Annotated in this window: 15 protein-coding genes; 7 read left to right on the forward strand and 8 right to left on the reverse strand. The window is 67.2% G+C overall.

Annotation, left to right across the window (positions count from 1 at the left end):
- Positions 1-28: 28 nt before the first annotated feature.
- A complete protein-coding gene (locus AKJ09_RS51355; RefSeq protein ID WP_146655194.1) occupies positions 29-1093 on the reverse strand; it encodes a hypothetical protein in 1065 nt (354 codons plus the stop codon).
- Positions 1094-1317: 224 nt separating this feature from the next.
- On the opposite strand from AKJ09_RS51355, the gene AKJ09_RS51360 reads away from it, so the two are divergent.
- Positions 1318-2355, forward strand: a complete 1038-nt coding sequence (locus tag AKJ09_RS51360; RefSeq protein WP_240489005.1) for a 1-aminocyclopropane-1-carboxylate deaminase/D-cysteine desulfhydrase — start codon at positions 1318-1320, stop codon at positions 2353-2355.
- A gap of 85 nt (positions 2356-2440) precedes the next feature.
- Here the strand turns inward: AKJ09_RS51360 and AKJ09_RS51365 are convergent, their stop codons facing one another.
- Positions 2441-3130, reverse strand: coding sequence for a hypothetical protein (locus tag AKJ09_RS51365; RefSeq protein ID WP_146655196.1), 690 nt, complete (start codon positions 3128-3130; stop codon positions 2441-2443).
- Positions 3131-3134: 4 nt separating this feature from the next.
- A complete protein-coding gene (locus AKJ09_RS51370; protein WP_146655197.1) occupies positions 3135-4448 on the reverse strand; it encodes a serine/threonine-protein kinase in 1314 nt (437 codons plus the stop codon).
- 122 nt (positions 4449-4570) lie between these two features.
- Here AKJ09_RS51370 and AKJ09_RS51375 point away from each other — a divergent pair, with 122 nt between their 5' ends.
- The 3 genes from AKJ09_RS51375 (at position 4571) to AKJ09_RS54615 (ending at position 6469) form a co-directional block, all read left to right on the forward strand.
- Complete coding sequence (locus tag AKJ09_RS51375) at positions 4571-5251, forward strand: hypothetical protein (protein ID WP_146655198.1); 681 nt, start codon at positions 4571-4573, stop codon at positions 5249-5251.
- A gap of 257 nt (positions 5252-5508) precedes the next feature.
- Positions 5509-5727, forward strand: coding sequence for a hypothetical protein (locus AKJ09_RS51380; protein WP_146655199.1), 219 nt, complete (start codon positions 5509-5511; stop codon positions 5725-5727).
- A gap of 61 nt (positions 5728-5788) precedes the next feature.
- Positions 5789-6469 carry a hypothetical protein gene (locus tag AKJ09_RS54615; RefSeq protein ID WP_205634016.1) on the forward strand — a complete coding sequence of 227 codons (681 nt, stop codon included), beginning with the start codon at positions 5789-5791 and terminating at the stop codon, positions 6467-6469.
- A gap of 168 nt (positions 6470-6637) precedes the next feature.
- Here the strand turns inward: AKJ09_RS54615 and AKJ09_RS51390 are convergent, their stop codons facing one another.
- The 4 genes from AKJ09_RS51390 to AKJ09_RS51405 form a co-directional block, all read right to left on the reverse strand.
- On the reverse strand, positions 6638-8188 hold the full coding sequence (locus tag AKJ09_RS51390; RefSeq protein WP_146655200.1) for a hybrid sensor histidine kinase/response regulator: 1551 nt from the start codon (positions 8186-8188) through the stop codon (positions 6638-6640).
- Between the two features lie 59 nt (positions 8189-8247).
- Positions 8248-8865 (reverse strand): lysozyme family protein, encoded by a 618-nt coding sequence (locus AKJ09_RS51395; protein ID WP_146655201.1) that lies wholly within the window; start codon positions 8863-8865, stop codon positions 8248-8250.
- Between the two features lie 177 nt (positions 8866-9042).
- Positions 9043-9663 (reverse strand): DUF3052 family protein, encoded by a 621-nt coding sequence (locus AKJ09_RS51400; RefSeq protein WP_146655202.1) that lies wholly within the window; start codon positions 9661-9663, stop codon positions 9043-9045.
- Between the two features lie 33 nt (positions 9664-9696).
- Positions 9697-11580 (reverse strand): sulfatase-like hydrolase/transferase, encoded by a 1884-nt coding sequence (locus tag AKJ09_RS51405; protein WP_169928675.1) that lies wholly within the window; start codon positions 11578-11580, stop codon positions 9697-9699.
- A 57-nt stretch (positions 11581-11637) separates the two neighbouring features.
- Between AKJ09_RS51405 and AKJ09_RS51410 the strand changes: the two genes are divergently transcribed.
- Positions 11638-13212: a PAS domain-containing sensor histidine kinase gene (locus tag AKJ09_RS51410; RefSeq protein ID WP_146655204.1), complete on the forward strand. Its 1575-nt coding sequence runs from the start codon at positions 11638-11640 to the stop codon at positions 13210-13212.
- Here AKJ09_RS51410 and AKJ09_RS51415 read toward each other — a convergent pair.
- On the reverse strand, positions 13204-14694 hold the full coding sequence (locus AKJ09_RS51415) for a S1 family peptidase (RefSeq protein ID WP_169928676.1): 1491 nt from the start codon (positions 14692-14694) through the stop codon (positions 13204-13206). The two genes, AKJ09_RS51410 and AKJ09_RS51415, sit on opposite strands and share 9 nt — an antisense overlap.
- 295 nt (positions 14695-14989) lie before the next feature.
- Between AKJ09_RS51415 and AKJ09_RS51420 the strand changes: the two genes are divergently transcribed.
- Together AKJ09_RS51420 and ade are read left to right on the forward strand one after the other, a co-directional pair.
- Positions 14990-16516 (forward strand): phospholipase C, encoded by a 1527-nt coding sequence (locus AKJ09_RS51420; RefSeq protein ID WP_146655206.1) that lies wholly within the window; start codon positions 14990-14992, stop codon positions 16514-16516.
- A gap of 61 nt (positions 16517-16577) precedes the next feature.
- Positions 16578-18305, forward strand: a complete 1728-nt coding sequence (gene ade, locus AKJ09_RS51425) for an adenine deaminase (RefSeq protein ID WP_146655207.1) — start codon at positions 16578-16580, stop codon at positions 18303-18305.
- The last annotated feature ends 79 nt before the right edge of the window (positions 18306-18384 follow it).

Below are 18384 nucleotides of genomic sequence, written 5' to 3' on the forward strand. Positions count from 1 at the left end.
CGGTCCCCTCCGGAATCATCACGACGACCTAGAGAATTTTACCCTCGAGCCCCAGAAAGACGCGAACGAAGGCGCCAGGTGCCTCGAAAACCGTGCCGACGCGCTCGATCGTGATGCTCGACGCGGAGAGAGGAAAGCCGACCAGGACGCCCGCCGAAGGGGATATCGGCAGCCGGGGCCAGCCGCGCACGCGAAGCATCGTTCCCACCGCGCTCCACACCCCGGCCGACTCGCCTGGCTGCGAAATGGAGACCCCCTCCGTGGCCTGACGCCCGAGCTCGCCGCCCACACACCCGCCGACGTCGACCCAGCGCGCCCGACCGTCGAAACATCCGAAGAGGCTGCCGGTCGCCAGGCGTACGTACGCGCCGCCGACGCCACCGTGCGGCCCGCCGACGGTGAAGCGCTCATGGAACGCCGTCCCTTGCAGTTCGAGAGCCCATGGCCCGCGGCGCAGATCGACCGCCAGGCCGAGTCCCATCGTCGGGCGCGGAAGCGACCCTGAATCGAAGACGAAGCGGCCGCCGAGGGTCACCCCGATGGCCCTCTCCTGCGGAGGGGGCTTGCTTCGCGCGCGGCGAGCCTTCTTCTGCGGAGGAGGAGGCGCGGGTGGCGGGACAGGTGTGGACACGGGGGGTGCCGTTGGTTCGACCGGTCCAGGCGCCGCCGCATGCTCACGTGTGAGCGCCTCCGGATCGATGTCGAGCGCGAGCACGAGCGCCGCCGCATCGGCAAGCCTCGAGCAGTCGTCATCGGCCAGCGTCCGAGGTGACGTCTCCGCTCCGACGAGAAGACGCAAGCGATAGCGGGGAACCACCTTCGACGCCGAAAGCTCCGCGCGTGCACGGAGCGAGTGCTGTCCAGCGCGGCGCGGGCCCACGATCGCGTCTACGCGAGCGACGACCTCGTCGTGCTGGGGACAGTCCGCAGGCGCAGTCCAGGTCAGGTCGAGAAGTGCGTCGGACGGGGCGACGTCCTGCGCGAACGCGAGATCCGGAGCCGACCCGCGCGCGAACGCGAAGAGCGAAAGGGCCACCGCGACGATCCGCCGGCCGGCCACCTTCTCCGCAGCATGGGTGCGGACGTCCCGCATCGATTGGCCATCCTACTCGTATGGGTCGTCCTGCGGCGCGGGTTCCCGGGGTCCACGGAAGCACGCTCGCCGGCCCTCTCGTCCGCTCGGCTTGGCATGCATCCTGCGCGCGCCAAGGTAAGTCTGTCGCGACCTCCGTTTGACTTTTCAATCAGCGCAACGGGGTTGCGCTGTAGTCTCCGAAGGTGACGGGCCCCGAGCGAACACAGCCATTGCTGTTCGATGTGCTGCCCGGTCTCGCGCAGACGGTCCCCTGGCGACCGCTCGCCCGCCTGCCCACGGCAGTCGAGCCCTGCGACGCCATACGGGACTGGCTCGGACGCTCGGGGGTCTTCATGAAGCGCGACGACCTCGCCTCTCCGCTCTATGGAGGAAACAAGGTCCGTCGCTACGAGTTCGTCCTGGCCGACGCGGCCGCCAGAGGATCGAAACGCATCGTCACCGTGGGAGGGCTCGCCTCGACCCAGGCCATGGCAACCGCGCTCTTCGGACACGCGCTTGGTTTCGACGTGTGCATGGTGCTCTTCGATCAGCCCATGACCGACTTCGCGCGCGACGCATTGCTCGGATTCGCCGCGAGCGGAGCGGAGATCGTCCACGGCGGCGGATACCTGATGACCGCCCTTCGAACGATGAAGGCCATGCGGCGCGTTCCTGGGAGCTACCTGATCTTGCCCGGCGCAGCGAACGCCCTCGCGAATCTCGGTTACGTCGATGCGATGCTCGAATTGGCAGGCCAGGTCGAGCGCGGCGAAGCCCCGCGCCCCGATGCCATCGTGCTGCCGACAGGCTCGTCGGGCACGCTCGCCGCCTTGGCGCTGGGCGCGGCGTGGCTGGGCTGGAATACGGAGATCATCGGCGTACGCATCACCTCCACATTGGCCTGCAATCGATTCACGATCGATCGCATCGTCCGCAATACGGACCGATTTCTCGAACGACACGACGCGCGCTGGAAAGCGATGCGTGGTCGCGTGAACTATTCGATCTACGGAGGCGCCTTGGGACGCGGCTACGGCTACCCCACGCCCGAAGCGCTGGAGGGCGCCGAACGCGTTCGTGATCTGACGGGAGCGTCTGGAGAAGTGACCTACAGCGGCAAGGCCCTCGCCGCCCTGCACGAGCTGGCACGCAAACCGGCGTATCGCGACAAGACGCTGCTCCTGTGGAACACGCTTTCGACACCGCGCCCCGCGCTCGTGCCGGGCGCCGAAGCGCGACTTCCGCCGTCGCTGCGCAAGCTCGTCACGTCGACTTCGTGAGCGCGGGTGGCGGCGGAGGAAGCCGGTCATCGTCACGATTTCGAAGTCACGAAAGACCGGCCTTCGACACCATCGCTGGCGCGCGCTAAAGCCGATCGAGGTACGCCTTTCGGAGGCAGTCGTAGTCTTCGCGCTCGACGACGCCCATGCGTTTGAGCGCCTCGACCTGGGCCGCGCGACGCTCGGCTTCGTCGGATTGCAGCCGCGGACCCGCGCCGACTGAGCACAGGGGGCGTTCACTCGGTTTGGATGCGGTCTTGGTGCCGAGGCCGGGCGGGAGCTGGCCCTGCTCGATCGACTCCGAGGCGGCTTCGACCACCTTGACGACGGCGTCGGTGAGGGCCTGCTCGCAGAGATTTCCACATCGCGGGCCGCTCGCCGCTACGGTGGTCGACGCCTCCTTCAGGACCTGGCCGTTCTTGTCCTTGATGCGGTAGGCGACGTGGAGCTTGCAGAGGCCGGTCGGAGCCACGCACCTCGGCGACTCGTTCTCGATGCCCACCAGAATCTCGCCGTCGCCACCGCGCTCCACGAGCGAGAAGCGCGGGTTGTTCACCTTGACGGCCTCGAAGGCGTGCCGCGCATCGATCGCGCTGGCGCCGAACACGTGCACACGCACCGCGAGACCGTTCGCGGGGATCGCGGCGATCTTGGGAGGCGGCTCGAGACAGCCCACGAGGCCGCAAGCGAGGACCAAGGGGAGGACACGCACGACGCCCATCGAGAGAAACGGGGTGCAGCCGGCGAGCAATCGTATTCGAAGGATATCATTCATATAATTAACGATTTCCGTGGAGAATGGCTGCCCGTTTCCCCGCACATTCCGCCGGGGTGAAGGTACCCTGCGCGCAGAGCCGCTCGAGCACCTCGAGGCGACGCCGTTGTTCGCGCGTCAGCGTGGAGGGGAGCGCCGCGGGCGACGCCGAGATCACGTGGGGCGCCGAAGCTTCGCTCGGAGGCAGCGCGGGCGGCGGCCCGTGCGAAGGCGCCTCCGGCGGCGGCGCCACGGCCCGCTCTTGCGTCTGAGGCGCCGCGGGGACGAGGCCCACCGCCGGCACACGTGCCCGGTACGCGTGCAGCGCGAACGTCGACACGAAGACGACGAGCAGAGCCGCGATCGCGCACAGCCCCACGCCGACAATGAAGCCCGTCGCGCGCGACGCCGGCGGAGGCACGGTGAGCGGCCGCGCGGGAGCCACCGAGACCGCGCTCGGACGTGCGAGCGTCTGACCGAACGCTTCGGCCAAGGCGGCGACGGCTTCGCCGGCGGCCGAGAATCGTTCACGGACGTCACGATTCACGCAGTGCACGAACCACGTGTCGAAGGCCGGTCCGAGCAGCACGACGCGCGAGCTCGGAAGCGCGATCGGATCGACGAGGAGGCGCACGTAGAGCTGCTCCCCCTCGGCATCCCAGAATCGCCGGCCGGTCAAGAGCTCGAAGGCCACGAGGCCGAGCGCCCAGACGTCCGTCCAAGGACCGACGGCCGACGGATCGCCGAGCGCCTGCTCCGGTGCCATGTACGCGGGCGTGCCGAGCACGTATCCCGCGCGCGTTCGCGTCGGGCCCGCGACCTCCACGTCGGCGAGGCGGGCGATGCCGAAGTCGACCAGCTTGATGCACGCCGAGCCGTCCTCACGGTGCGTGAGGAACAGATTCTCGGGCTTCAGATCGCGATGGATGATGCCCGCAGCATGCGCCTTGTCGAGCGCGCGTGCCGCCTGGCGCAGGTACTCGACGACCAGCGCCGGCGGGAGCGGCCCATCGTCCTGGACGACCTGCGCGAGATCGCGGCCGCGAAGGAGCTCCATCACGTAGAACGGCGCGTGGCCGAGCTCCGGCGCAGTGTCCGCGTCCGTCACACGCGCGATGTGCTCACTCTCGATGCGGGCAGGCGCCCTCGCTTCCCGACGAAAGCGCTCGACCGCCTCGGCATCCTGGCCAATGGCCGCATGCAGCGTCTTGAGCGCGAGGAGCTCGTCGGTGTGGACGTGCCGAACGGCATGCACCGATCCCATCCCTCCCGTGCCGAGGAAGCGCTCGATCCGATAGCGCCCTGCGACGACCTGTCCGACCACCAACGGAGGCTGCACGACCGCAAGAGTCCGGGACGGCGCCGAAGTCGCAAGAAATCGTCGTCGCGTCGTCGAAGCGGACGACGGGCTCGTACGCGAGGGCGTGCGGCGTCGCCGGCACGGTGTTACGAGGCAGGTCCATGCCGTCTCGTCTGGCTTCCAGGTCGTTCGCAGCCATCCTGCTCTCGATGTTTCTCGCCGGCTGCTCGAAGGATTGCGGCGGCGGGTCACGTACGGAGTCGACGGCGGCCGACGCCACGAAGCTCGGCGAGACCTTCTCCGCGCTCGGCAAGGTCGAGGTCGTGAGTGGTGACGGGACCGAGCTCGAGATGACGCTCGGCCCGGCCCCGCGCGTCATCGTCCAGGACCTCGCCGCCGGCGAAGACGGTGGCCACGCCCGCGAGTCGTTCATGGTCGGGCTCCTCAAGAGCACGCCGCACGAAGGCGAGCCCGCCAAGGACGGCACCAAGCACGTCGATCTCGAGCATCGGATGCAGCCCGCCGTCATCTACTTCGGCGACCAGGCAGCCGCCGCGCACGCCGCCTGGCTCGTCGGCTATGCCAAGTGGGACGCCGCGCTCGACGACGCCGAGCTCGATCGCATCGCCACCGGCAACCTGGACGCGTCGTCGGCCCCCACCGTGGGCGCTCCCACGCCCGCTCCACTACGCGTCCACGGGCACGTCGCGCCGTATCGCACGGCCGTCGCCAAGACCCCTGCCCTCGCGTCGCCGCGCGTGATGCGCTTCCTTTGCTTCGGCCACGATCGTTGCGAAGAGGAAACGCTCTCGAAGTTCGTCGTGCTCGTCGTCGATCGCTGATCGCCAGAGGGCAGGCCTCGCGCTCTACCGCACGACGAACTCGGCTTTCGTGGTTGGAGGCAGCGCCTCTTCGATCGCCACGCGGGCTCCCTGCACGCGTCACCTGAGCATCGAGGCGTGCGCGCCACAAATCGCGCGCCGGCCAGCGGTTCCCCAATGGGTGGGCCGCGTGTGGGAGCGTGTGACGCAAACGCCCTTCGAGCACGTCGTCGGGGCCACCCCAGGGGGAACGGAAGCTCTGGGAACACGAGCTTCCCGTGCGTTTTCGAGCCCATCGTGAAGCGCGGCGACGCCTGGTGCCTGGCCGGCGACTTCGTCGATACGCGATCGAGCTCGGCAATCCTGAGCGCGCGGGCCTCCTCGGATGGCGGCGACACACCCTCGGGTGCGGCGGGGGATCGAGCGCCGACGGAACGTTCTTCTGGAGCTTCTATGCACCGCTCTTGGCGCGCATCTTCACGTCACGCGCTCACTGACGCGCAACGCCAAATTTCGCTGTTGCCCTACTCACGCAGATCGCTTGCTATGCTTCGCATCATGTCCGCGAAGAAGAAGTCGAAGGCGAAGGCGACCAACGCGCGTAGCTCGGCCAAGAAGGCGGCACCCCCGAAGCCGGCAAAGAAGGTTGCCGCCAAGGCAAAGCCGAAGGCCAAGAAGGCAACCGCGGCGAAGAAACCTGCAGCCAAGGTCAAGGCCAAGGCTGCGCCGAAGAAGGCGACCGCCAAGAAGGCTGCCCCGAAGAAGGCTGCCCCGAAGAAGGCTGCCCCGAAGAAAGCCGCCCCGAAGAAAGCCGCCCCGAAGAAAGCTGCCCCGAAGAAGGCGACCGCCAAGGCCAAGCCTGCTGCCAAGGTCGCGAAGAAGGCCACGCCGGCCAGGGCGAAGAAGCCCGCGGCTGGCGTTCGTCGCTACGATCGCCCCGGTCACCTCGATCCGCAGTACGCCGCGTCGCTTCGCGCGCAGCACCTCGACGACGACACCACGACGGACGCGTTCATTCACCGCGCGCGCACCAAGGACGACCTCGCCGAAGAGCTCGGCGAAGAGGCCGTCGAGAGCATGACGAGCGGCGAATACGTCGGCGAAGACAACTTCGACCAGGAAGTCCCCGAAGAGCTCGGTGGCCCGTTCGTCGAGAGCTCGGGCAAGCAGGAGTTCGCGCGTGGCACCGACCCGTCGAATCCGGAGAGCGCGACCCGCGAGCCTTTCCCGCGCACCTGAATCAGACCAAGGGCTGTTCTTTCGCGTCTCGCGCGTCCACTCGAGGTGGACCGCGGGACGCGCGCGTTTCGGGGCGAGAAAGGCATGGCCCACGGAACACGACGGATTGCAGCGTCTGCTGACTGGCAGTGAATCGAGACGGGTCGCGAGAATGCCCGGCTCGGGGATTCAGGAGGGCGCGCGCCGCTGCGCGACCGACTCGAGGAGCGCCAGCAGGTCGTCAATCATGAACGGCTTGTCGATCGTGGGGCAGACGCAGCGGTCGAGGAACTGCTGCGCGCGGTCGGTGAAGGCGCCGCCGGTCATGACGATGAACCGGTGAGCGATCTTCATCTTGCTCATCTCTTCGAAGAACGCGATGCCGTCCGTGTCGGCCATGGTCAAATCACAGAGGACGACGTCGAATCTCGACGGGTCCTCACGCAAGAGCTCGAGCCCCTCGGAGGCGCGGTCCGCCGTCACCACGCGGTGAACGCCATCGAGCACGAGCCGGAGCGATTCGAGAACACGCGGCTCGTCGTCGACCACGAGAACGGAGAGACGTCGGCGCTGGATGCGGGCACGTATGGCGGTGGTCGCCTCGGGCATGGGCTCTGGCTTTTCGGACGCGTTGGCGACGGGCAGAACCACGGTAATCGTCGTTCCGTTCCCTGGTGAGCTTTCGATCTCGAGCTTGCCGCGATGCGACTCGACGATGCGTGACGTGATGTACAGACCGAGCCCGGTTCCCTCGTTTGCTTCCTTCGTGGTGAAGAACGGCTCGAGGATGTGCTCGCGAATTCCGGTCGGAATACCGACGCCCGTATCGCGAACGGCGATGTGCACGGCACCACCGCGGTACGACGTCTCGATGGTCACCGCGTTGTGCACCGGATCGCCCGGCGGAATCGCCTGCGCGGCGTTGAGAAGGAGATTCAAGAAGACCTGGCAGAGCTCGCCCTCCTCACCCGAGACGAGCGGCACCTCGCGCAGGAGACGAACGAGATGCGCGCGGCCTTCGAGTGCGTTTCCCGACAGATCGAGCGCCGCCTCGACCGCGCGCCGGACGTCGAGCGGACGCATGACGCGATCGGTTCTCGGGCGCAGCAGGTCGAGGCTCGCGACGATCGCTCCGATGCGCCGCGCACCGTTCTCTACGTTGGCGAGCGATTCGCGCACCGCGGGCGGCGCGTCGGCCCCGACCTCGCGGCCGAGAACCTCCATGCTGCTCTGCATGAAGGCGAGTGGCTGACGAATCTCGTGACCGACGCCCGCTGCGATCATGCCGAGCGAAGCCAGTCGCTCGTGTTGGACGAGCTTCGCCTGGAGCTCCTTCTGCTCCGTGACGTCGCGCACGAAGAGCGTGACGGTCAAACCTCGACCGTTCCGGCGCCGGTGCGGCCGCGCTTGGCACGAGAAGCTCCGCCGTCCGGCGCCGACGTCGAGGCTGTACTCGAGCGCCGCAGGGGTGCTTGTCTCGATGACCCGGCGAAACATCGCGCGGAACTTCTCACCGAGACTCGGCCCGAGCACCTCGACCACGGTGCGACCGATGAGCTGTGCCTCCGGGCGAACCAGAAGCTTCGTGTCTCCGGCCCAGATTCGGAGGTAGCGACCATCGCCGTCGAACTCGAAAACGATGCCGCCGGCGAAGGCGGTGAGGATTTGAAGTCGCTCCTCCAGATCGAATGCCGTTTCGTCGTCCGCGCGCACGAGCTGCCCGTTGACGCCCTCACCCATGGACCTGAACGTACCACTCGAAGGATGCGTCCGCGACGGCCGTGCTGCGGAGCCGTGGCTCACACACCGCCCGCGCCGCACGCGCGTGTTCGCCACGGTAGGTCCAAAGCGTGGCGATGCGCCACGAACGAAGAGATCCACGCACACGAGCCCACGACCGCCGAAGGCTCGGTAGCTCGGGCGTCGTCCGGGACGCGAACCTCACGGATGAGGCGCTGCGCGATCGCGACCCGATCACGGCTGATGCGCTGGGCGTGGGCGTTCGTGCAGCCCTTCGGCCCGGCGGCGTACCAGGCAATCGGGTGCTCGGGGCAGACACGCATCGAGTCACGAACGAAGCGCATGGCGACGGTCACGCACTTGTCGGGATCTTCCAGCAGGTCATCCCCTGTCCACCCCTCTTTTGTCTTGGTTCCAGGCAGATTCACCTGGAAGGCACAGAAGCTCGTCGGCTTGCCGCGCGAGAAGTCGCCGACCGCGTTCGCGCGAAGTGACGACTCGCGGAACGCAATCGCCACGAGCAACGCGGACGTCTTGCGACGGTCTTCGTCGTTCTTGAAGAGTGGAGCCTCTGCTTCGACACGAGCCGTGATGGCTTGCGCGAGCCGGTCGTGAGAACGCCCCGGCGCGAGAAGCGAGCTGGCGGCGAGCACCCAAGAGAGAAGCGTCGTCGACATCTGGACCCTCCAGAAAAAGTCGGCTCGCTGTGCAAGGAGCACGCCGCGGAGAGCCCTGAAAATTGCGACATTCACTCCCGATCACGCGCTCGCTCTGCGCTGAACATGGAACGCGTGAGGGCGACGTGACGCATGCGCCATGTCGCCATATCCAAACGCGGCATCGCGCGCGCGGCCCTACTTCTTCTTTTGACGCTGGGCGACGGGAACGACGAAACGGACCGCCGTGAGCTCCTCGGAGACCTTGGCCACCTTGTTGTCTGTCAGCGACAGGGTCCGCCCTGCCGTGAGCACGTCGCGCTCACGAAGCTCCTCGCGGCCCTTTGGGTAGACGATCCAGATGCCGCCCTCGTCTTTGATGAGGGCGCGCGCGTCGGGCAGCTTCTCGAGATCCTTCTTGCTGCTCGCTGCAAGAAAGACCACGTCGAAGTCTTTACCGCGTGCGCTCTTCGCGACCTTCGCTCCCGATGCGACGAGATCGGCACGGAGATCGGCGTCGAGCTTGCCGATGATGGCGACCTTCTTCTGGGCATCGACGCCGAGCTTGTCGACGAGCGCCTTCGGATTCTTGATCTTCTCCGCCCACGTTTCGGCTTTGGGTCCGAGCTCGAGGAGCAGAAGCCCGCGCGCCGTCTTCAACTCGAGCCACCCGGAGTTCGCTTCGGCGTTGAACATCTCGGTAAACGGCACGGTGAGGCTCGCACCGCCTCGGAAGATCAATGCATCGGACTCCAGCAACGCCGTGCCCTCGAGGATCCGACCATCGAACCGCAAGGTCGTCTTGATCTCTTGTCCCACGCTCACCCTCCAAGCTCGGATCGCCTCAATCTATCAGGGTGGAGATCGGTTCGGGCGCCCGTTCGGAAGCAGAGGGAACGTGGTGCGTGACGCATCGCGCAGCCGACGGCACGCAGGGTCGCTCGACTCGTTCGGGCCCACGATTCGTTCTCCGGATCGCTCTTCGTGACCACCGAGCGCGATGCAGAACCAGTCGCCGTCGAACACGCGCGCAACGAGTTTGTGATCGTCGTCGTACAAGCCCCACGTGTTGAGGGGGCAAGGAAACATGCCCGTACAGTTGGTGACCGGGATCGGCGCTCGCGCCTCGGCTGGGGCGAGCGGACGAAGCAGGCTCCGGCCGCGCATCGCGCTCCGGGAAGGCGCGAGCCCGAAGTTGTCCCAGAGGCCGAGAGCGTCGACGACGGTCGGTAGAACGTCGAGGTGCGTGACGAAGCGCGCGGCGTTGTCGCGTAGCGCCTGGGCCTGCTCACCCGTCAGCGCGCCGTTGCCGAACGCGATCCAGCCCGGCACGTGGACCTGCTCGTCGAAGAGGTTCTGACCGTGATGAATGGCGCCGTGCTCGCCGAAGGCCTCGCCGTGGTCACTGGTGAACACCACCATCCAGGGCGCATCCCCTGCGTGCTCGACGAACGCGCGCACGGCACGCGCCACGGCCTTGTCCTGCGCGAAGATCGCGTCGCGGTAAGCGTTGTGCAGCTCCGGCATGCGCGACCAGGTGACGACGTGACCGAAGGGTCGGAACGGCGCATTCCGCTCGTCCACGTAATAGGGCGCGTGGGTCGACGCGAGGTGCAGCATGACGACGCTCGGCCGCGCGAGCTCGCCGACATGGGCCACGAAGTGCTCGACGAGATCGGCGTCGAGCGGCTCGGTCGCGTATTCGGCGTCGTCGGCAATGTCCTTGCCGCGCCAGACCTCGACCGGGGCGAAGCGATCGACGGCGGCGCGGACGTCCTTCGTTTCGAAGACCGTCTCGGATTGCGCCGAGTAATACGCCACGGTCGGCCGGACGTCCCCCCGAGCCCGCGCGGCATGGGCCACGTCGAAGAGGTTCGGCGCGTGCAGAACGGCGTCGCGCGGGCCCTCTTGCGAGACGCCCGTGAGCACCGCGGAGAGCGAGACGGCGGTATAGCTCGAGATCGCCCGCATCTGCGGGAGGTCGATCCGGCCGGGCGTAGCCGCGGCGGTTTCGGACGCCGTCGCCTCAGCGCCCGCCGTCAGGTAGTCCTGCGCCCGTACGCTCTCGGTGAGGATGAACAGGACGTTGGGCAAAACCGCGCGCTCCGAGAGCAGCGGCGGGAGCGCGACGGCGGACGCCGACGCCACGGCCGGCTCCGTTCCTCGCTCGAGCGCTGTAAGGGCGTGGGCAAGGCGAACGTCGGGGGTCGCGTGACGAGGCGGCAGCCCGAAGAACCCGGTGAGCAAGACGAGCGCCGCGAGCGACCACGACGCGAGGCGGCAGCGGGACGAGAGCGACGAGAGCGACGAGAACCATTGCGGGAATCCACGATGGCTTGCCGCGAGAAGACCATATTCCAGCACCGCGAGGGCCGTGGTCGTGGCCACGAACGCCGGCAAAGCCCGCACGACCACCGGTTTGACGTCGCGCCACGCGTGAAGGGCGCTGGTGACGACCTGAACGTCGACCGGAGTGTGGTAGTAGCGGAAGATCGAGATCTGGACGGCCAGCACGACCGCCGCGAGGACGGCGAAAATCGCCCGTCGCTTCCGCGAGGTCGCCAGCCCGAGCACCAGGGCCCAGAGGGCAATCGTCTCGACGAAGTTCACGACCAGGCGCGGCTCGACCAGGAGCGCGTTCGGTCCGCGTAGTGCCAGGTCGAGGAGCACGAACTGGAGGACGAAGGGGATCGCCGCGAAAGCCCACGCTCGAGTTCGGTGCTTACGTAAATTCACGCCGTCCGTCACGCGGGCGCGAGCATAGCGGAACGCGCAGGGTGCTAGGATGGGACCGTGACCACTTCGGCAAGCGAGGACAACGAGCATCCTCGGCCGCGCTCTCTCGACGTCGGTGACTGGGCCCTCGATGCTCTGGCGAGCCTGGAGGACGGTGTCCTCATCGTCGATACGAAGGGCGTGCTGGTCTACATGAACCCGGCGGGGCTGCGCTTGCTCGGTCGCGAGCGCGAAGTGGAGGTGCCCCCGCCGACGGTGCTGCGCAAGTTCGAGCTCTACGCTTCGGACGAAAAGACGCTGCTGCGGCTCGACGAGCGACCGCTCTCACGCGCCCTCGCCGGCGCCATCGTGACCGACGTGCCGGCCTTCGCGCGACACGACGACGGCGGAGGCGTCCACCTGACCGCCAGCGCAAGTCCGTTGCGCGATGCGGACGGCAAGGTCCACGGCGCCGTTTGCTTGTTCCGTGACGTCACGGCACGCCGGACGCAAGAGGCGCTGATCCGCAAGAGCGAGCGCCAGAAGATGGCAATCGTCGACAACATCCCCGACATGGCGTGGCTCAAAGATCGCGATGGTCGCTTCTTGGCCGTCAACCAGCGCTTCGCCGAAGCGGCCGGACGACAGCGTCCCGAGGAGCTGCTCGGCCTGACGGACTTGGAGCTATGGCCGCACGATCTCGCCGCGAGCTACCGCGCCGACGACGAAGAGGTCATGCGGACGGGCATCCACAAGAAGATCGAAGAGCCGCTGGTCGACGCCAAGGGCCAGCGGCACTGGATCGAAACGTGGAAGGCGCGCATCGTCGGCGACCGCGGTGAGGTCATCGGCACGACGGGCATCGCCCGCAATATCACGGAGCGCAAGCTCGCCGAAGAGGCCCTGCGCGAAACGAACGACGCGCTCGCGACCCGCGTTCGCGAACGTACGGTCGCTCTCGCCCACGCGCAGGAGAACCTCGTCCGTAAGGAGCGGCTGGCGGTCCTCGGCCAGCTCGCGGGCGGCGTCGCGCATCAGATCCGCAACCCACTCGCGGCGATCATGAACGCCACGTACGTACTCCGGCGTCACCTCCTGCCGGACCAGCATCCGAACGTCGAAGACGCGATCCGGATCATCCACGACGAAGTCCGGCACGCGAACGTGATCATCACGGGTCTGCTCGACTACGCCCGCGTGCGCGCGCCCGATCGCCATCCCACGTCGGTCATCGAGCTTCTCGAACGCGTTCTGTCGGGCGATTGGATCCCCGAGTCGGTGAAGATCGAAAGGGCGATCGAGAAGGTTCCGAATCTCGAGATCGACTCCGATCAGCTACACGGCGCCTTCTTCAATCTCATCCGCAACGCCGTCGAGGCGATGCCGAGCGGCGGAGCCTTGCGCGTCGAGGTCCGGCTGATCGATCACGAAGTGCTCATCGCCTTCACCGACTCCGGCCCGGGCATCAGCCCGCAGGTGCGCACGCACTTGTTCGAGCCGCTCCACAGCACGAAGCCGATGGGCATCGGGCTCGGCCTGGTGACCGCGCGCACGTTCATCGAGGCCCACGGAGGCCACATCGCTTGCGTCGACGTGCCCCGTGGTGCTCGGTTCGAGATTCGCCTGCCGCTGGCGAACGAAGAATCAGCCTGAGATCTTCGCGCGTCGTCGGCGCGCCGCGAACGTTGCGGCCGCGGCGAGCGCGAGGAAGGCCGAGCCACCCGATGAGGCGGGAGCGCCCGACGTGGAGCAACCGCTCGTGGTGGTGACGACCGTGTTCGACTTGCCCGACGCCCCGCTCGAGCCCGTCGTGTCGGTCTCGGGATCGGCGCCCACGTCGAGGCCGGTGTTCGCGCATTCCGCCTTGCACTTGCTCGCCACGCAGGTCGCGAGCTTCTTACGCGTGGTGTTGGTGGCGCAGTCGGCGTCCGCGTCGCCCTTGAGACACGCGAAGCACGTGCCGTCGGCTTCGCAGTCCAGCATCTCTTGGCAGCACGCACTCTCGCTGCAGGTGGAGCACTCGCCCGGCGCCTGCTTGGAGAGGTCGTAGCCGCACGCGGGAACGCCTGCGCACGCCGACTGGCTCGTGCCGCCACACTCGTCCACGCACGCGCGGTTGCACGTGCAGGTCATGATCGCGTTGATGGGCCCCTCGCCCTTCGGATACTTCGCGGCGCACGTCTTGAGCGGGTTGAGGCCGCCGGTCTTCGACAGGCACTCGTAGAGGGCCGAGCAATCCGCATCGGCAAGGCACGCGCTCTGGAGTGCAGCGCACGTCTGGGTGCCCGAGTTCGCGACCTTCGTGCAGAGATCGCAGCTTGCCGCCGGAGCCGCCTTGCCGAGCTGCTTGTTGATGAAGGTGAGCTCGCCGCTCACGCGCCCGCTGACGCCCATGCCGTTGCAATCGCCGGCCACGAACGAGTGGACGGCCACGACCTTCTCGCCCGAGCCGTCGTCGTAGAGGTCCGGGCCGCCGCTGTCGCCCTGGCAGATCCCGCGCGCGCTCATGTCGTAGCTGATCTGCATCTGGCTGCTCTCCTTGACGGTGAGCTTCACGCTGCGACGAATGGTGTTCGTGTCTTGGGAGCCCGAGTTGATCAGCGTGGTGCGACCGAACCCGACGGCGGTGATGGTCTTGCCGGGGCCGAGGCCGTCCGGCGAGGACGCCATCGGAATGACCGGCGTGTTCGCGTCGACGCCAGCGATGCGGATGACGGCGAAGTCGTCGACCTGATCCGCGTCGCCCTTCTGGTCGTAGTTCGGGTTGGCCAGGTAATCGACGATGTCGTAGTGCAGCGCGGTCGGCGTGTTGAAGTCGTCGCCCTGGATGACGATCTGCGGGGCAACGTTCACGCAGTGCGCCGCCGTCAGCACCCAGCCGATGTGCGTCGCCGGGTCGACCTTGACGATCGTGCCCGAGCAGATCTCGGTCTCCTGTGCCGTGCCGGCCAGGATCGTGACCACGGCCTGGTGCGTCGTGTCCGCACTTCCGTTGATGATGGCGCTCGACTTGTGCCCAAGGTTGGCCGAGTCGAGCGAGTCGGCCGTATCACGACCGTCGGTCGGTGAAGTACAGGCCGAAGCCAGCGTGAGGATGGAGAGGAACGGTACGGAAAGCAGGAAGGACGTGCGCATTCGAACCTCGTGCCCCCCAATCGCAGGCCACGCAGTATACGGGCCCGTTGGCCGAACGCCGCCCAAACGGAAGCCGAAAACGTCTCGCGACCGTCTGTGAAGTTTCGTGAAGTACCGATGGCACCGAGGCGTCCAAACGTGGCGTACTCGTTTCGTTGCAGTCACGCTGCACGCCCTCACGACGGAGAAGGATGCCGACCACGGCACCTGCGGATGCCGGTCTCGACCACGTCGCAGAGCGGAAGCGTGGGGTTTGGGGGTTGCTCTGCCAGTAGACCTCTGAAAGAGGTTGGGCATGCGAACGACGCGCTCCGTGCTCGCTCCCGTCGGCATCCTCTGCTCATTCCTCTGCTCCGGCACAGCCATCGTCGCCGGTTGGGGATGCTCGTCGAGCGATCCGGCGTCGACGAGTCCGAACGCGGCGGAAGCCGACACGAGGCCGCCCACGCCCGCCGAGTGGGACCGCACGGTGACGCGTCCCGACGAAGCGACGGCCGCGGCATCGCGTGCATCCTGCACATTCAAGCGAGGCGCCCTTCCCGACGAGACGCTCGGAACGATGGTCCCGACAGGCAAGGACATCCCGATCGAGACGATCGTGGTCCTCATGCAGGAGAACCGCTCGTTCGATCACTACTTCAGCGGCTTCGGCAAGTACGCGGGTCGCACCGACGTCGAGGTCGCCGCGCCCGACGCGACGAATCCGGAGCGCACCGGCCCTGCATCGAGCGTTCTCCATACGCGCGAGCGCGCCGGACACATGTGCTTCCTCGATACGAACCACGAGTGGAGCGGCAGCCACCTCCAGTACAACGACGGCAAGAACGACGGGTTCTTCGAGTCGAACAGCGACTTCAAGGGCGAGACCATGCCCAACCCGGAGGAGGCCATGCGCACGGGCGATCGTGCGCTCTGGTGGTACGACGAGACGGAGCTGCCCTTCTACTACGCGCTCGCCAAGGAGTTCGGCATCGGCGACCACTACCACTGCTCGCTGCTCGGCCCGACGTGGCCGAATCGCATGTACCTCTTCGCAGCTACGAGCTTCGGTCGCGCAGCGAACTTTTTCCCGAACCTCGACGCGTCTCCCTTCCCCGCCGTCGATGCCTTCGTGCTCGACGAGCTCGACAAGCGACACGTCGATTGGAAGCTGTACACCGCCGGTGGACCGCCCGGCATCTCGACATCGCTCGGCGTCGCGGTCTCGACGCGTTGGAACCGGAGCGTCACGTTCACGATCGAGGAATTCTTCGCCGACGCGCAGGCCGGCAGGCTACCGCCGGTCGTCTACGTCGACCCGAACTTCCTCAAGACGGGTGATCCTGCCGGTGACGACGAGCATCCGCCGGCCGACGTCCAGGTCGGTCAGAACTTCGTCGCACGAATCGTGAACGCGCTCATGAAGAGCCCTCAATGGGGCAAGCTCGCGCTCTTTCTCACGTACGACGAGCACGGCGGGCTCTACGATCACGTCCCGCCGCCGAGCGCGTGCGCGCCCGACGACAAGTCGCCCGTGAACACCAAGGACGTGCCCGAAGAAGGGGCGTTCGATCGCTACGGGTTCCGCGTGCCGTTCCTCGTCGTCTCACCTTACGCGAAACGTGGCTACGTGGGCCACGGCGTCTACGACCACACGAGCATCCTGCGCTTCATCGAAGCCAAACACCGCTTGCCGGCGCTTACCTCGCGCGACGCGAACGCCGCCATTCCGGTCGAGTTCTTCGATTTCGCGAGCCCGCCGAACCTTTCGGTTCCAGCTCTCCCCGAGGCCGTCATCGACCAGGGCGAGCTCGAGTTCTGCCAGCAGCAGTTCGCGAAGTAGCCGGCGATTCACGTGCGCTCGCGCGGCGCGCGCCGGAGCGGAGTGGTGGTACGCTCGGACGATGCCGGCCTCCTCCATTCTCGACCGCGTCCGTCGTCGCCTTCGTGCAGCGCAAGGTCAGGAGGATTGCGACCTCGTCCTGCGCAACGTTCGCTACCTCGACGTGTTCTCGTGCACGTTCGTCCGCGGTGACGTCGCCATCACCGACGGCGTGATCGTCGGGCTCGAACCTGGTCTTCGCGCCAAGCGCGAGCTGGACGGCAAAGGCGCCCACGTGGTGCCCGGCTTCATCGACGCGCACGTACATCTCGAGAGCTCGCTTCTCGTGCCTTCGAGCTTCCAGCGCGCCGTGCTCCCGCGTGGAACCACCTCGGCCATCTGCGATCCGCACGAGCTCGCCAACGTGCAGGGCGTGCCAGGTATTCGATACTTCCTCGACGCCGCGTCGCGCATGAACGCGGACGGCTTCTCGCCCGGGCTCGATCTGCGCGTGATGCTGAGTTCGTGCGTTCCCGCGACCACGTTCGAAACCAACGGCGCCGGCACGCTCGACGCAACCGCGCTCGCTCCGCTCCTCGATGCTCCGAAGGCGCTTGGCTTGGCGGAGGTCATGAACGTGCCCGGCGTGCTCTCCGGCGATCCACTCGTTCTCGACAAGATCGCGGCGTTCGACGGGCGACCGCTCGATGGTCACGCGCCGCTCGTCTCCGGCAACGCGCTCTCGGCGTACGCATGCGCCGGCATCACGAGCTGCCACGAGAGCTCCGAGCTCGGCGAGGCCGCGGAGAAGCTCCGCAAAGGCATCGCCGTGTGGATTCGGGAAGGAAGCGTGGCGAAGGATCTCGACGCGCTCGTGCCCCTGCTCACGCTCGCGACCTCGACGAGCATTGGCTTCTGCACCGACGATCGGAACCCACTGGACATCGCGCGCGAGGGCCACATCGACTACCTCGTCCGATCGGCCATCGGCAAAGGCGTCGCCCCCGAGGTTGCGTTCCGAGCCGCTTCGTGGAGCGTGGCACGCCATTACGGGCTCGCGGGACCTGCACGCAACGGCCTCCGCGTCGGCGCCGTCGCGCCGGGGTACCGCGCCGACCTCCTCGTCCTCGACGACGTCGCCACGTGCAGCATTCGCGACGTCCTCGTTGCGGGCTCGCTCGTACGCGAGATCGAGCTTCCGCGCGAGAAGACCGAGGCTCCGCCGAACACGATCCGCGCATCGATCCCCGAGACGAAAGACCTCGAAGGACCGTCGGGCATGGTTCACGTCATCGGCGTTCGCGAAGGCCGAATCCTCACCGATCGCCACGTTCTCCGCAGTGATGCACCGGGCGTACGACGACTGTCGGTCCTCGAACGCCACGGCCACGGGAGCAAACCTGCGAACGGTTACGTGCTCGGCTTCGGCGAGCTCCGTGGCGCTATCGCCTCGAGCGTGGGCCACGACAGCCACAACCTCTGCGTGGTCGGTGACGCGACCAGCGACATGCGCGTTGCCCTCGCCGCTCTGCAGAAGACTGGCGGCGGCTTCTGCGTCGTGCGCGACGGCAACGTGCTCGCCCAGCTCGCGCTTCCGCTGGGCGGTCTCATGTCTCTCGAAGAGCCCGAGACGATCGCGCGCACACTCGAGGAGCTCCACGCCGCGAGTCGTTCGATCGGCTGCGCACTTCCCGAGCCGTTCCTGCAGCTCGCGTTCCTGAGCCTCCCGGTCATTCCGAGCTTGAAGCTCACCGACCGTGGACTGATGGACGTCGACGCCTTCCGGCTCATCGACGTGCGGGCTGCGTGATTGACGCGCCGCGCGTTCCCGACGCTCGAAGGCGCCCAGTGCTCGTTCTCGAACACTTCGCGCGCGCGTGACGGTAGGA

It is taken from the genome of Labilithrix luteola (genome assembly GCF_001263205.1).
Taxonomy (GTDB): Bacteria; Myxococcota_A; Polyangia; order Polyangiales; family Polyangiaceae; genus Labilithrix; species Labilithrix luteola.

Excerpts from the sequence above, each read along its gene's own strand:
- AKJ09_RS51355 (WP_146655194.1), bottom strand. The coding sequence starts at position 1,093 with ATGCGGGACGTCCGCACCCATGCTGCGGAGAAGGTGGCCGGCCGGCGG.
- AKJ09_RS51365 (WP_146655196.1), bottom strand. The coding sequence starts at position 3,130 with ATGAATGATATCCTTCGAATACGATTGCTCGCCGGCTGCACCCCGTTT.
- AKJ09_RS51375 (WP_146655198.1), top strand. The coding sequence starts at position 4,571 with ATGCCGTCTCGTCTGGCTTCCAGGTCGTTCGCAGCCATCCTGCTCTCG.
- AKJ09_RS54615 (WP_205634016.1), top strand. The coding sequence starts at position 5,789 with ATGTCCGCGAAGAAGAAGTCGAAGGCGAAGGCGACCAACGCGCGTAGC.
- AKJ09_RS51390 (WP_146655200.1), bottom strand. The coding sequence starts at position 8,188 with ATGGGTGAGGGCGTCAACGGGCAGCTCGTGCGCGCGGACGACGAAACG.
- AKJ09_RS51395 (WP_146655201.1), bottom strand. The coding sequence starts at position 8,865 with ATGTCGACGACGCTTCTCTCTTGGGTGCTCGCCGCCAGCTCGCTTCTC.
- AKJ09_RS51415 (WP_169928676.1), bottom strand. The coding sequence starts at position 14,694 with ATGCGCACGTCCTTCCTGCTTTCCGTACCGTTCCTCTCCATCCTCACG.
- AKJ09_RS51420 (WP_146655206.1), top strand. The coding sequence starts at position 14,990 with ATGCGAACGACGCGCTCCGTGCTCGCTCCCGTCGGCATCCTCTGCTCA.
- ade (WP_146655207.1), top strand. The coding sequence starts at position 16,578 with ATGCCGGCCTCCTCCATTCTCGACCGCGTCCGTCGTCGCCTTCGTGCA.